General features: G+C 52.7%; 10 protein-coding genes and 1 tRNA gene. 6 read left to right on the top strand and 5 right to left on the bottom strand.

The window, feature by feature from the left end:
* Positions 1-219 precede the first annotated feature (219 nt).
* Positions 220-1260: an NADP(H)-dependent aldo-keto reductase gene (locus Dpoa2040_RS01680; RefSeq protein ID WP_168640067.1), complete on the top strand. Its 1041-nt coding sequence runs from the start codon at positions 220-222 to the stop codon at positions 1258-1260.
* 72 nt (positions 1261-1332) lie between these two features.
* On the opposite strand, the gene Dpoa2040_RS01675 is transcribed toward Dpoa2040_RS01680, so the two are convergent.
* From Dpoa2040_RS01675 to trmB, 4 genes are all read right to left on the bottom strand, one after another.
* Positions 1333-4374: an autotransporter domain-containing protein gene (locus Dpoa2040_RS01675; RefSeq protein ID WP_371810563.1), complete on the bottom strand. Its 3042-nt coding sequence runs from the start codon at positions 4372-4374 to the stop codon at positions 1333-1335.
* Positions 4375-5188: 814 nt separating this feature from the next.
* Positions 5189-5902 (bottom strand): DUF2884 domain-containing protein, encoded by a 714-nt coding sequence (locus Dpoa2040_RS01670; RefSeq protein WP_168640065.1) that lies wholly within the window; start codon positions 5900-5902, stop codon positions 5189-5191.
* Between the two features lie 107 nt (positions 5903-6009).
* Entirely contained in the window at positions 6010-6354 is a 345-nt protein-coding gene (locus Dpoa2040_RS01665; RefSeq protein WP_042869079.1) for a YggL family protein, read from the bottom strand.
* Positions 6355-6356: 2 nt separating this feature from the next.
* A complete protein-coding gene (trmB, locus tag Dpoa2040_RS01660) occupies positions 6357-7073 on the bottom strand; it encodes a tRNA (guanosine(46)-N7)-methyltransferase TrmB (protein ID WP_042869077.1) in 717 nt (238 codons plus the stop codon).
* A gap of 158 nt (positions 7074-7231) precedes the next feature.
* Here trmB and mutY point away from each other — a divergent pair, with 158 nt between their 5' ends.
* From mutY to ansP, 4 genes are all read left to right on the top strand, one after another.
* Positions 7232-8317: an A/G-specific adenine glycosylase gene (mutY, locus tag Dpoa2040_RS01655; protein WP_168640064.1), complete on the top strand. Its 1086-nt coding sequence runs from the start codon at positions 7232-7234 to the stop codon at positions 8315-8317.
* A 2-nt stretch (positions 8318-8319) separates the two neighbouring features.
* Positions 8320-8592 (top strand): oxidative damage protection protein, encoded by a 273-nt coding sequence (locus tag Dpoa2040_RS01650; RefSeq protein ID WP_168640063.1) that lies wholly within the window; start codon positions 8320-8322, stop codon positions 8590-8592.
* Between the two features lie 66 nt (positions 8593-8658).
* A complete protein-coding gene (gene mltC / locus Dpoa2040_RS01645; protein ID WP_042869074.1) occupies positions 8659-9741 on the top strand; it encodes a membrane-bound lytic murein transglycosylase MltC in 1083 nt (360 codons plus the stop codon).
* A gap of 458 nt (positions 9742-10199) precedes the next feature.
* Positions 10200-11657 carry an L-asparagine permease gene (gene ansP / locus Dpoa2040_RS01640; RefSeq protein WP_168640062.1) on the top strand — a complete coding sequence of 486 codons (1458 nt, stop codon included), beginning with the start codon at positions 10200-10202 and terminating at the stop codon, positions 11655-11657.
* Between the two features lie 85 nt (positions 11658-11742).
* Here ansP and Dpoa2040_RS01635 read toward each other — a convergent pair whose 3' ends face one another.
* Positions 11743-13896 (bottom strand): ornithine decarboxylase, encoded by a 2154-nt coding sequence (locus tag Dpoa2040_RS01635; protein WP_168640061.1) that lies wholly within the window; start codon positions 13894-13896, stop codon positions 11743-11745.
* A 659-nt stretch (positions 13897-14555) separates the two neighbouring features.
* Between Dpoa2040_RS01635 and Dpoa2040_RS01630 the strand changes: the two genes are divergently transcribed.
* Positions 14556-14631: transfer RNA gene (locus Dpoa2040_RS01630), tRNA-Phe, on the top strand.
* Positions 14632-14836 lie beyond the last annotated feature (205 nt).

Below are 14836 nucleotides of genomic sequence, written 5' to 3'. Positions count from 1 at the left end.
GGTTATTCATATTCTCCCTCGCCGGGCAGACGCAGAAGCATGTTGTCTGCCCCCGCCATTATCCTCATGTTGCTTTGTCAGTCGCTGAAACTATTTTTACCCGCATGATGCCCGGCCTTCCCGCACAAAGAGCCTTCCCCCCTCGCCACAGCTTGGTTATAGTCAAATTTGCGGCGTTGTCGCACCCGCGTTACTCAGAAGAATAAAAAGGAAACTGCAATGCTCTATCACCGTATTCCCCATAGCAGTTTGGAAGTCAGTACATTGGGTCTGGGTACCATGACCTTCGGCGAACAAAACAGTGAGGCGGATGCCCACGCTCAGTTAGATCTCGCCATTGCCGCCGGTGTTAACCTGATTGATACCGCCGAACTCTACCCGGTTCCACCACGCCCGGAAACGCAGGGACTGACGGAAAGCTATATTGGTTCATGGTTGAAAAGCCGCGGTGGGCGCGAAAAGCTGATCATCGCCAGCAAAGTCGCCGGACCGGTACGTCTCAACGACAGCGGCCTGCGTCCGCAACAGGCGTTGGATCGCAAAAATATCCGCGCCGCACTGGACGACAGCCTCAAGCGTCTGAACACTGACTACATTGACCTGTACCAGTTGCACTGGCCGCAGCGTCAGACCAACACCTTCGGTAAGCTAAGTTATCAGTACAGCCAGGAAAAACCCGCCGTCACGCTGCTGGAAACGCTGGAGGCGCTGAACGAGCAAGTGCGAGCCGGTAAAATCCGCTATATCGGCGTATCAAACGAAACCCCATGGGGCGTGATGCGCTATCTGCAGTTGGCGGAAAAGCACGACCTGCCGCGCATGGTTTCTATTCAGAACCCTTATAGCCTGCTCAATCGCAGCTTCGAAATCGGTCTGGCGGAAATCAGCCAGCATGAAGGAGTGGAACTGCTAGCCTATTCGCCGCTGGCGTTTGGCACCTTGACGGGAAAATACCTGAACGGCGCGAAACCAGCAGGCGCACGCAATACACTGTTTAGCCGCTTTGTGCGCTACTCTGCGCCCCATACCCAGCAGGCCATTGCCGAATATGTCGCACTGGCGCAAAAGCACGGGTTAGACCCGGCTCAAATGGCGCTGGCGTTTGTGCGCCAGCAACCGTTTGTCGCCAGTACCCTGCTCGGTGCCACCACGCTGGAACAGCTAAAAACCAATCTGGATAGCCTGAATCTGACACTTGACGAAGACGTGTTGACAGAGCTGGAAGCCATCCATCGTCGGTTTACCATTCCCGCCCCCTGATGTTCGCGAACTGCGCCTTCCCGGTAAAGGAAGGCGCAGTACTCACCATGTTATACGCTCGATGTCACACGATCAGAACGCCATGCTAAACAACGCCTGCGCACTATCATCCTTAACCCGGCTGGCGCGATCCCCCTGATATCCCAACGACAGGTGAGCACTGTGAGAGAAATCCACCGTGACGCCAGCCCGCATCAGTCGGGTATTATCCGCCAGCGGCAGACCTTCGGTAGTGAAAGTATCTCCGCCGGAAACAAAGCGTAGCCGGACCTGATTATCATCATGGGTTAAGCGGTGCTGATAGCCGAAATCCCCATACAAGGATACCGGCAGGCGTGACAATGGATGAACTTTCAGACGCAAACCGCCGGTCGCAAAAGCGGCGCGGGTGGTGTCTTTCTCAAACGCCAGCGACGCACCATTTCCCTCTTCCTGTCCGCTTTGATTTTGCAGCCAGATCCAGGCAGCATTACCATAAGGCTCCACACTGAAGGTTTCAAAGAAATCAAAATGGTGGCTGGCTTCAACGAACCCTTGTGCCAGACTGGCGCGATAATCCCCCGTCACCTGACCATTCAGCCCGGAGACATTGATGCCGCGTTGGCTATCGAGGGTGATATAGCTGTAACTGAGTCCCGATCTCAAGTCGAGCATCATCGCCCGATCAGACAGGTAAACGCCGGCATGGTAGGCGTTAAGATCGCCGCGTGATGCACGATCATCCATCGTGATCTGACCTTTTTCCGCGCCAACGGCAACCCCCAGCGTCCCTTGCTCACCAACATGCCGGCCATTGCCAAGCAGCAAACCGTAGCCGTTGTATTTCATACCTGCTCGTGTGCCGTCTCCATCTTGTTGACCATCATATCCCCAGCTACTCACCCAAGGCTCTGCACCTTTGCCCGCCCCCATCATGGTGCTGTTCAGGGTATCGCGCACCGCGCGGCTGTTGCGAATCAGCGCATTGCGTGCTGTGGCGTAGAATTCGCCATTCAGATTATCAAAAGCACGCCGGGCGCTGTCGGCATCCTGCTGGTCGGCAACCGCGCTCAGCACCGCAGTACCCGACTGGTTGTCGATAGCATTCGCAACCGCACTCTGGTTAGCCGTTTGCGCCACGTCGCTAAAGCGCACGTTGTTACGCACCACGTTGACAAACGCGCCTTGCGAGCCATAAGTCAGTGCATCAGTCAAAAACAGCGAATTATTGGCCGACTCCAGCTTATCGAACACACCGGTTAACGTGCCTGCTTTCACCAGCGCAAACCGGTCCCCCAAATGCCCGCTGCCCTGCCCAACCAGCTTCACCGTGCCTGCCAGTTGAGCATTATTGACCACCACCAGTTGGTCGGCATTACCTTGCTGGTCTATCTCAACTTCATAAATGGAACCGGGGTCAAAGCGTACATTGCCAACCGTGAGTGTTCCGATTGAATTGCCGGGCGACAGTGTGCCGCCATTCTGCACCACCACTGAACCGTTGATGGTGCCGTGCCCACCCAGCACAGCGCCGGACTGCACCCAGGCGTCACCCGCCAGCTGTCCGGCATCGCCGGCGACCTTGCCAACAATCAGTTTGCCTCCTTCCACCACAGTCGGGCCGGCAAAGGTGTCATTCCCCGTCAGGTATAGCGTGCCAGCGCCTTGCTTACGCAGGCCAACATCCAGCCCGGACAACACACTGCCGCTGGCGGTATTTTTCACCTGACCGATATCGTTGCTCCAGGTGCTGTCTACACCTTTGGTATCAATAGCATAGAGAGCATAATTTCCACCAAATGTGCCGCTACTGAGGTCGCTGTCTACCAGACGTTTAGCGTTCAGCAAGCCGGGGCCTTGTACCGCTTTAAACGCATTAACTACGCCCTGCCCAAACAACGCCTGATAGTCGCTCTGCGACATCACGTTAATATTCTGATCAGTGGCGGCGCTCAGAATCGCGGCCCGAACCTGATCGTCCGTCATACTGTTATATGGGCTTTTAATTTTCAGCGAGCTTATCAACGTGGTCAGTTCGTCATCGGTAAAGGTAATACCGGTGTGGGTTGCATAGACTTTGACGGCTGTACCGGTCAGCGACTGATTTTCATCATACTGTTCGTTAGCCAGCACCACCGCTTTAGGCAAATTGTTGCCGGTAAGCGGCGTCGCGGTGGACAGCAGTACATCCGCAATTTGCTTGCCGCTCATGTAGGGAAACGCCTGACTGACCAGCGCACCAACGCCGGCGACATAAGGTGAAGCAAATGAGGTGCCGCTGACCCGGAAATAGGTATTGTTGGTGGATGGCGTAATGATGTTGACGCCCGGCGCCAACAGGCTGTAATCTGTCGCGCCCTGTGCCAGATTGCTGAAGGTAGCGATAAATGCCGCGCTGCTGGTGGGCTGAGACGGATCGAACGCCATGACGTTAATCCAGGTATTGGCGATATTATCCTGAAGATGGTTATTATCCAGCACGGTGGGCAATGCGGAAAACAATGTCGGCGTCAAATGCCCTTCGTTCCCGGCAGACATCACCATTAACTGCCCCTGGCTGGCCAGCACATTCGCCGCACTGACATAAGCGGGAACCACCGTATTTAACAGCAAATCCTGCATGGCGGCAGAATACGAGGAGATCTGGTCAGGATAAAACAGAAACCCCCAGCTGTTGCTGATGATTTTCACATCCGGGCGATTGGTCATATCCACCATGCCTTGCAATAAGTCACTGATGGAATTATCCGTTCCCAGCGTTAACAGATTGGAATTATAGGCAATGCCCTGTACGCCGACACCATTCCTGGCCGCGCCAATCACCCCTGCTACCCAATAACCGTGTGGGCTGGCGCTGCTGGGATCACTGATCCAGTGTGAACCGGCATCCACTTTTCCATTAAACTCATCATTACTGGATAAATCGCCGACGCGGTTAATAATCCCAACCGTCACATCTGCGCCGCTATATCCCATGGCATAAGCTTCAGCGGCATGAATGGAATCCAGCGCAGCGCCATCACGCATATATTCAGGCGTGCGAAAATCATCAGCGGTAGCAGCCAGTGCCGGATGTAATACAGAACCCAATTGAGCCAGCAGCAAGCCGGCAATCAGCCGTCTTTTAAATCGCACTTTATCCAGTCGTTGCCTGCTGTGATAAAAATCTATTTTTATTCGGTGAGACATCACCGATTTTTTGACATAAGAAAACCTTAACGTATTAAACGTCATGCGCATATGACACATCCTAAAATATAAAGAAAAACAAAACCTCAATAAGCGGATCGCGCGATCCGATAATTAAGCATTACGGGTGCGTTTTATATGCTGCGTGGGAAATACCGTTTTATACCCGTCATACTTCAAGTTACAGGTGCGTTGGCTGCGCTCAGTCACCCGAATCACTTACCTGAGTAAGCTCATCGGGATTCCTTCCCTTGCCGCGTTACAAGGCTCAATGAGCCTTGCCCTGAAGGGCCAACGCGCTGCGTTGTTCAAAACGCAACGCGTTTTGTCCTGAAACTCGAATTATTTAGGGTATATACGATATATCCGTCATACTGCAAGTTGCAGGTGCGCCAGCTGTCGCCAGCAACATTCAAAATGCAATGCATTTCTCCCTGTAACCTGAATTATCTTTGGTATCTTCCATGATTCAGGAATACATTATTTTTACTTTCACGCCATGATGTTATTTCATATACGAAAAGCAGTATTCCTTGAAGTTATCTTTACACAATGAAAATGAACAAAACAAGCCTTTTAATTTACAGTTTAATGAATTACATAAAACCAAAATCAAAATGAAACATATAGAATTAAAATAAAACAAAAATAGATTAAAAGATTAATTTTTATAAAAAATGTAACTCATTAAAATCAAGAAAAATCCTAAAAATAAAAAAGGCGAATACACAATAATGCATTCACCCTATTTAAATAAAGGTTATTTGATTGACAGCAATAACACCTGACGCTGATTTTCCAGTGAAGTCACCCGATTGCAGACATCGTGACCAAAACGCTGAAAATCCGCTTCCTGATTTTTCCACTCAGTCTGAATGGCTTGTTGCAAACCGCCCAGATTACCCATCATCGCCTGCAACGGATTACCGCCGCCACCCAGTTGTTTGACACCCATTTCATTGAGGCTATCTTGCAAGACACCGCCCATCGTTCGCTCGACAATCTGCTGCCCATCCTGCTCAACCTGCTTAATCGCCTGATGATGAAAGGTCAGGCCATCACTGCGATGCTCGATAATCCGGTTCATCTGCTGTTTTAGCTGCTCATCCAATGTGCCAAGCCGGTTACGCACATTACTGTCGCTGCCCAACTGCTGCACAATGACCTTGTCCAGCGCCTGACGCGCTTTTTCCAGATGCTGTTTTGCGCCTTCATCAATCCACGGTAGTTGCTGGCGCAATTCAGCCTGATACGACTTAGCCTGCTGGCGCTGTGCGGCATTGAGATTCAGTGCGCTACCGTTGCTCAGTACATCACCCTGCGGCGAAATCTGTAAATTGCCGCTGGTGCCGACCACTTTCACACTCTGTGGGCTGATAATGATGTCATCCTGGGGTTGAACCGGGCACTGATAGGCCGCCTGTGCTTGCCAGGCCAGTAACATCAATGCGCCTAAAGTTATTTTACGCAACATAAAGACTCCTGAAAAAACAGCGCCTGCCGCCAGCCGAACACTCAGCGGCAAAGGCTAACAGCCGTCATCACTGGCGATAGCCGACAGTGATGACCAAAACGCGCGGTTTAACCGAGGGTAGCAGGCAGATCCCACCAAATATCGAACAGATCGCTAACGGTCACATCAGTCAGTTGATGTGCTGTCAGCCAGCTACGTACCAGCTCACGCTGTTCGTCGGTACAGTTGCCCAATTTTTGCAAACAGACCAAACCTTCCCACTGTAGATAGCCACTGCCTTCAAACGCCAGACCATGCGGTTCGATCACTTCATCAACGAACAAATCCAGCGTACGGTCAATCTCTTGCACATTGGTTCCCTGCGGGAAACGCCAACTGACCGAGAAACCAAATTCCTGAAACTCATCAATGTGCAGTTTCTTACGTAAACGACGACTCCGATTCTTAGCCATTATTAATTCCTCTCAAACATCAGATCCCAAACGCCATGACCCAACCGCTGACCACGGGCCTCAAATTTGGTCAATGGCCGTGACGCCGGACGCGGTACATAATCATTATGGTCTGACAGATTGCGATAACCTGCGACCGAACTCATCACTTCGAGCATATGCTGCGCATAAGGTTCCCAGTCGGTCGCCATATGGAACACACCGCCGACCGCCAGCTTACGCTGAACCAGCTCGGCAAACGGCACCTGCACAATACGGCGTTTGTTGTGACGCACTTTGTGCCATGGATCAGGGAAAAACAGCTGCACCATGGCAAGCGAGCCATCGGGAATCATGCGCTCCAGCACTTCTACCGCGTCATGACACATCACCCGCAGGTTATCGACGCCCGCTTCCTGTGCCGTTCCCAGACAGGCCCCGACGCCAGGTACGTGCACTTCTATCCCCATAAAATTCTGTTCAGGGTGCTGCTGCGCCATCGTCACCAGAGACGCCCCCATCCCAAACCCTATCTCCAGCACCACGGGGGCATTGCGTCCGAATAAACGGTCAAAATCCAGCATGTCATTCTGATATTCCACGCCCATCACCGGCCACAAATCATCCAGCGCCTGTTGCTGTCCTTTAGTCAGGCGGCCCTGGCGGCGCACAAAGCTGCGGATTCTACGCAGCGGACGCCCGTTTTCATCGAATTCCGGAGAGATGACGTTATTGATCATAATGCTTTCTGTAAGTCTGATTGGGTTGGGAAAACGCGCATTATCCAAGGATACGGTTGTTTAGCAAGTAGTCAGAGGCGGAAAGTTCCGGTTTACAGTACATTCACTCTGTGCTGCAATCGCTGTCAAATTTTTACCTGCCGGATGACGACGCCTCTATGATGCAAGCGCAACAGTTCGCGCAACAGGTACTGGAGTGGTACGAGCGCTATGGCCGTAAAACCCTGCCCTGGCAACTCGAAAAAACTCCTTATAAAGTCTGGCTGTCAGAGGTGATGTTACAGCAGACTCAGGTGACTACCGTCATTCCCTATTTCGAACGGTTTATGGCGCGCTTTCCCACCGTGGCTGAACTGGCAGCGGCGCCATTAGATGATGTGCTGCATCTGTGGACCGGACTCGGCTATTATGCCCGCGCCCGCAATCTGCACAAGGCGGCACAAACCATCGTTAATCGCCACGGCGGCGAGTTTCCTGACCGTTTTGACGACATTGCCGATTTGCCCGGCGTGGGCCGCTCCACTGCGGGCGCGATTCTCTCGCTGTCGCTCGGCCAGCACTACCCGATTCTTGACGGCAATGTCAAACGGGTGCTGGCACGTTGCTATGCGATAGCCGGCTGGCCGGGGAAAAAAGAGGTCGAGAAACAGCTATGGGCACTCAGTGAAACCGTCACACCCGCGTGCGGCGTTGAAAAATTCAACCAGGCGATGATGGATCTGGGGGCAATGGTCTGTACCCGCAGTCGCCCGAAATGCGAACTTTGTCCGCTCAGTAACGGCTGTATCGCTTACGCCAACCACAGTTGGACCGAATACCCCGGCAAAAAACCCAAACAGACATTACCGGAAAGGAACGCCTGGTTCCTGTTGTTGCAACAGCAGCACACCGTCTGGCTGGAGCAACGTCCGGCGGTTGGCTTGTGGGGCGGTCTGTACTGTTTTCCGCAGTTCTCCAGTCTGGATGACCTGACGCAATGGCTCGATAAGCGCGGCATCCAGCGCCAGGGCCTGCGTCAGGGCATTGCTTTTCGCCATACCTTTAGCCATTTCCACCTGGATATTGTGCCGATGTGGCTGAATTTCGCCGACAACGGTTCCTGCATGGATGAAGGTGCCGGTCTCTGGTATAACTTAGCGCACCCGCCGTCCGTAGGGCTTGCAGCCCCGGTAGAACGGCTGCTACGCCAACTGGCTCAGCCGCAATCGGTCTTCGCGGACGCCTGCGCACATGATGAGGAATAAGCATGAGCAGAACCATTTTCTGTACTTTTTTACAACGTGATGCCGAAGGACTCGATTTCCAGCTCTATCCCGGCGAGCTGGGCAAACGTATCTATAACGAAATTTCAAAAGAAGCCTGGGCCAAATGGCAGGCCAAGCAAACCATGCTTATCAACGAGAAAAAACTCAACATGATGAATGTAGAGCATCGCAAACTGCTGGAACAGGAGATGGTGCAGTTCCTGTTTGAAGGCAAAGACGTGCATATCGACGGTTACACCCCGCCGGAACACTGACTGTAACCTTGAATGACAAGGGCCGTCAGGCCCTGACGCATCGTTGATCCTGTACGGCTTGATACAATGAAGAAACTGCTTGTTTTGCTGCTTGTCGCCCCATTGTTGATCTCCTGCTCCAGCAAAAAAGGACGTGAGAACGACGAGGCATTTATTAAAGACACCAACGCCTTCGACATTTTGATGGGGCAATTTGCCAACAACATCGAAAACATCTGGGGATTGAACGAGGTTCTGATCGCCGGTCCCAAAGACTACGTCAAATACTCTGATCAATATATGACGCGTAGTCACGTCAACTTTGATGCCGGTACCATCACTATCGAAACTATTTCTTCAACTAACTATCAGGCCAGCCTGCGTCAGGCGATCATCACCACCCTGCTGATGGGTGACAACGCCAGCAACACCGACCTCTATTCTGACGCCAACGATATTCAGATCAGCCGCGAACCGTTGCTGTACGGCCAGGTACTGGACAATACCGGCCAGCCGATCCGCTGGGAAGGCCGTGCCGGCAACTTCGCCGATTATCTGCTGCAAAACAAACTGCAACGCCGTACCTCCGGTATGCGCGTGATCTGGTCAGTGACCATTCAACTGGTGCCTAACCACCTGGATCAACGCGCGCACAAATATCTGCCGATGGTGCGTCAGGCATCTGAGCGCTATGGCATCGATGCGTCGCTGATTCTGGCCATCATGCAAACCGAATCCAGTTTTAACCCGTATGCGGTCAGCCGTTCTGACGCGCTGGGACTGATGCAGGTGGTGCAGCACAGTGCTGGCCGCGACGTGTTCAAAATGAAAGGCAAATGGGGACAACCAAGCCGCAGCTACCTGTTTGACCCGGAGAACAACATCGATACCGGCACCGCCTATTTGTCGATGCTGAAAAACGTCTACCTGTCGGGAATTCAAAACCCGACATCACAACGCTATGCCATGATCACCGCTTATAACGGCGGCGCCGGCAGCGTGTTGCGGGTCTTCTCCAGCGATAAAGACAGGGCGTTTGGCATCATCAATACGATGTCGCCCGGCGAGGTCTACCAAACGCTGACCACGCGTCATCCATCTGCTGAATCGCGGCATTATCTGTACAAGGTCAACACCGCGCAGAAAAACTATCGCGGTTATAGCCGCTGACTGCCGTTTGCCCCGGCTGTTTGCCCCAAACAAGCAATGGCCTGTTTCACCACAGGCCACTGCCTCACGGTGGTCGGCGCTGCTTGCTGTGCCCCCCTGCCGCCACCACGTCCGCGACATTAACAACGATGAACCTTTCACCAATGCAAACGATTGGTTACAGTCATAAGCAAAAACTATTCAAAAAGCCATTTTTCAGACCAAAAGACTTAAAAATAAAAACAAAATAATTTATTGCTCTGATATAAATGAAAAACAAAGCAGATAAATAAAACACTCACGTTGAATCAGCGCAGAGAATTTTTGCCTCTCCGGTCAGGAAACGGTAGCATCGCTGGCGTTTTTGAGCCCGACAACAGATAGCCGGGCCGGAAAAATACCATCCACTCGATGAATCAGGCTGTGACACAACAGCTATTTCATGCTCCTGAATGACAGACAATGGAATCCAACGGGTAATGAACCAACATAAAAACGAGACCGAACACCACGCCAAACGACGCTGGCTCGATTCACACGAAGCGGGTTACCACAAAAGCATGGGTAACCGCCAGGTACAGATGATCGCCATCGGCGGTTCGATTGGCACTGGCTTATTTCTGGGTGCCGGCGCACGCCTGCAAATGGCCGGCCCGGCGTTAGCGCTGGTTTATCTGGTGTGCGGCATCTTCTCTTTCTTCATTCTGCGGGCGCTGGGCGAATTGATCGTACACCGTCCCTCCAGCGGTAGCTTCGTCTCCTATGCCCGCGAGTTTTTAGGCGAAAAAGCCTCTTATGTCGCGGGCTGGATGTACTTCCTCAACTGGGCGATGACTGGCATCGTCGATATCACCGCCGTCGCACTCTACATGCATTACTGGGGTACCTTTGCTGATGTTCCTCAATGGATGTTCGCACTGGGTGCGCTGGCTATCGTCACCACTATGAACATGATTGGCGTGAAATGGTTCGCCGAGATGGAGTTCTGGTTCGCATTGATCAAAGTGGCGGCCATTTCCCTGTTCCTGATAGTCGGCACGATTTTTCTCGGCACGGGCAAAACGCTGGATGGCAACATACCAGGGTTACACCTGATTACCGATAACGGCGGGTTGTTTCCACACGGTCTGTTGCCGGCGTTAGTACTAATACAAGGGGTTATCTTCGCATTTGCCGGGGTAGAGCTTATCGGCACCGCCGCTGGCGAATGCAAAGACCCGGAAAAGACGCTGCCCAAAGCGGTCAACAGCGTTATCTGGCGTATCGGTCTGTTTTACGTCGGTTCCGTCATCCTGCTGGTTTGTCTGCTGCCGTGGAATGCGTATCAGGCCGGGCAAAGCCCGTTCGTCACCTTCTTCAGCAAGCTGGGCGTGCCCTACATCGGCACTATCATGAATATTGTGGTGCTGTCGGCGGCGCTCTCCAGCCTTAACTCCGGGCTGTACTCCACTGGCCGCATCCTGCGCTCACTGTCTCAGGGGGGATCAGCGCCCAAATTTCTTGGCAACATGAACGCCCAATCGGTGCCTTATGCCGGGATTTTGGTCACCGTCTGCATTCATGTGATCGGCGTATTCCTGAACTATATCGTTCCGTCGCAGGTGTTTGAAATCGTACTGAATGTGGCCTCGCTCGGCATTATCAGCTCCTGGGCCTTTATCATCATCTGTCAGATGAAACTGCGTCAGGCTATTCGTCAGGGCAAAGCCAGCCCGGTCGCCTTCCGTATGCCGCTGGCGCCGTTTTCTTCCTGGTTGACATTGGCGTTTCTGCTAAGCGTATTGGTATTGATGGCGCTGGATTACCCGAACGGCACCTGGACTATTGCCACCATCCCGGTGCTGGCTGTTCTGCTGATTGTGGGCTGGTATGGGTTGCGTAAACAGAAAGAAGACGTTAACCGGCTAAAAGCAGAGCATGAAAAAACTGCGGCCTGATGACTGAGATCACTGAAACGCTGTAAAAAAACCGGGGATGTTTCGACATCCCCGGTTTTCTCTTTGGTGGCTCAGCACAAACCCATTAGCAAGCAATCACATTTGCACACAGGCATTTGCTGCCGTCTTCCTGCGCTACACTGTAGACACCTTGCAGTTCCGGCGCAAAACCCGGCATCAGGTTGATACCGGCTTCCAACGCCTGGAAATAATGCAGCACCGCTCCCCCCCACACTTCGCCCGGCACCACGCACAGCACGCCCGGCGGGTAAGGCAATGCGCCTTCAGCAGCGATTCTCCCCTGCGCTTGCGCCAACGGCACCAGATCCACCTCGCCACGGATATACGCGGTATGCGCATCCTGCGGCAGCACCACTGCCTGCGGGAAAGACGCTTTACGGAACATCTCTTTTTGCAGCCGCTTCACGTCGTGGCTGACGTAAAAATCATGCATTTCCTGACACAAACGCCGCAACGTATAGCCGGTATAACGCTGTTCATACTTGTGATACAGGCTCGGTAACACTTCGCTTAACGGCGCATCCTGCTTAATCAGTTGTTCAAACTGAACCAGCGCCGCTACCAGTTGCTCCATCTTCACACTATCTTCCGCTGGCGTTAGCAGGAACAAAATTGAGTTCAGATCGCATTTCTCTGGAATGATGCCATGTTCGCGCAGGTAGTTGGCCAGAATGGTCGCCGGAATACCGAATTCGGTATAAGCGCCGGTTACCGCATCAATTCCCGGTGTAGTCAGCAACAGTTTGCATGGATCGACAAAATACTGCTCCTGCGCGTAGCCTTCGAAGGAATGCCAGTTATCGCCTGGTTCGAAGTTGAAAAAGCGCACATCGTGGGCCATCACCTCGGTGTCGTGATCCTGCCAGCGTTTTCCCCCCACCATCGGCGGCACAAACGGCTTGATCAGCGTACAGCGCTCCAGCAGTTGCTTGCGCGCTTCAATCCCCAGCCTGACGCACTCCATCCACAGCCGGCGACCGCTCGGCCCTTCGTGCATTTTGGCGTTGACGTCCAGCGCCGCAAACAACGGGTAAAACGGGCTGGTGGACGCGTGCAACATGAATGCGTTGTTAAGGCGTTTGTGTGGGCAGAAGCGCTTTTGCCCACGAATATGGTTATCTTTCTTATGAATTTGCGAGGTTTGCGAGAAACCAGCTTGCTGCTTATGCACCGACTGAGTGACAAAAATCCCTGGGTCGTTCTCGTTTAAGTCCAGCAACAACGGCGAGCACTGCTTCATCATCGGGATGAACTGCTCATATCCCACCCAGGCAGAATCAAACAAAATGTAGTCGCACAACTGGCCGATGCTATCAACCACCTGCCGGGCGTTGTAGATAGTGCCGTCATAAGTCCCCAGTTGAATTACCGCCAGACGGAACGGCCTGGCCTCATCAGCACGTTCCGGGGCGACTTCACGTATCAGCTCACGCAGATAGGCTTCATCAAAACAGCGCGCATCCACCCCACCGATAAAACCGAACGGGTTACGGGCGGTTTCCAGATAAACCGGCGTCGCGCCAGCCTGAATCAGCGCGCCATGGTGATTAGATTTGTGGTTGTTGCGATCAAACAACACCAGATCGCCGCGCGTCAGCAACGCATTGGTCACCACTTTGTTCGCCGCCGACGTACCGTTCAACACAAAGTAGGTTTTATCGGCATTGAACACGGTCGCAGCAAATTTCTGCGCCTTTTTGGCGGCACCTTCATGGATCAACAAATCACCCAGCTTTACATCTGCGTTGCAGATGTCGGACCGGAACATATTTTCGCCATAAAATTCGAAAAACTGACGGCCTGCCGGATGCTTGCGGAAAAATGCACCGCCCTGATGTCCTGGGCAGGCAAATGTGGTATTGCGCATACCGACATACTTAGACAGCGTGTCGAAAAACGGCGGCAACAAACGAGCCTGATACTCCGCCGCCACTTTTTCCAGTTGAAGCGCATGTTCTCCGGCCTTATCCAGGCTCAACCACTCACTGCCCGGCGGCAGCACTTCCTGACCGTTATGCCACGGCTCGCGCACCACGAATGCCGGAATACCGAAGCCGGAATGATGCATCACCGACAGGATGCCGCTGCGCGCCTCCTCAACCGATACCACCACAGCTGCGATGTCGGTAAAATCGGTCTGATTGAGCGCCACAACCGGACGCAAGGTGATTAGACGGGAGGCAACCGCCGCATTAGCCGCAATTTTTAACTGTTTCATGTAACCAAACCCAAACGGTTAAGAATGAGTGTACGTGCCTGAAAGACACCGCGCAGAGATAACACTACGTTTTAAGCGTAACGTACCCCATCAACTACTGCCCAAAATGACGAACAGCGTGCCAGTTAACCACAACAAGCGTATGACCCACGCCAGCGGCACAGGCAAACATCGCATCATCTGGGACCAGCACCGTCCGATAGACATCAGTAAAATCAGAGACCAACTGGCTCTATTTTTAATCATGCCTAACAGGGGGCGTCAGCACGCCTCACCGCATGGTGGCAAGGGATAATCGGAAAAACAGGGACGGGGTTAACGCAGAGCGTTCAGAATGCGGCGACAACAGCAGAGATCCGGCGCACGGTGCTTGTACCATGGGCATTGAATCCAACATATCCGCAATCCTCTAAATAACCGCAGGTGAAAGGTAAGCTAAAAACCGCGCAATGGTGGCATTATTTTTCACCGAATTCAAGAAAACGAATGTGACAGTATTTATCGGCGCAATACCGCGCGCCATCGGGTCTGCTGCTGCCATTATGGCGGCGTAAAACTGACTGAGAACAGAGGCAACTGACTGAAAATAGACCAACCGCAGCGATTGTGACAGAAACTCGTTGACGCTCTGCGCGATATACGGTTTAATGCGCCCCGTTGCCCGGATAGCTCAGTCGGTAGAGCAGGGGATTGAAAATCCCCGTGTCCTTGGTTCGATTCCGAGTCCGGGCACCATTCTTCAGAGCCTGTTCGTTACGAGTATCCGCTCATAACGGGCAGTAAAATGGGCCCGACCTTGGATCTGTGTCCGTTGACAAGTACACACAGTGAAGAAGTTGAGACTCATAAACCGGTGCATATTGGTCGTATGCACCGGATTCCTATTGCCCGCGAAATACTTACAACTTTTCCTTTTTCTGTCAAGCCAGTGTAAAGAACA

Source organism: Dickeya sp. CFBP 2040, from assembly GCF_012273755.1.
GTDB lineage: Bacteria > Pseudomonadota > Gammaproteobacteria > Enterobacterales > Enterobacteriaceae > Dickeya > Dickeya poaceiphila.
The sequence above is the reverse complement of the archived record's forward strand: the minus strand, read 5'-3'. Positions and strand labels throughout refer to the sequence as shown.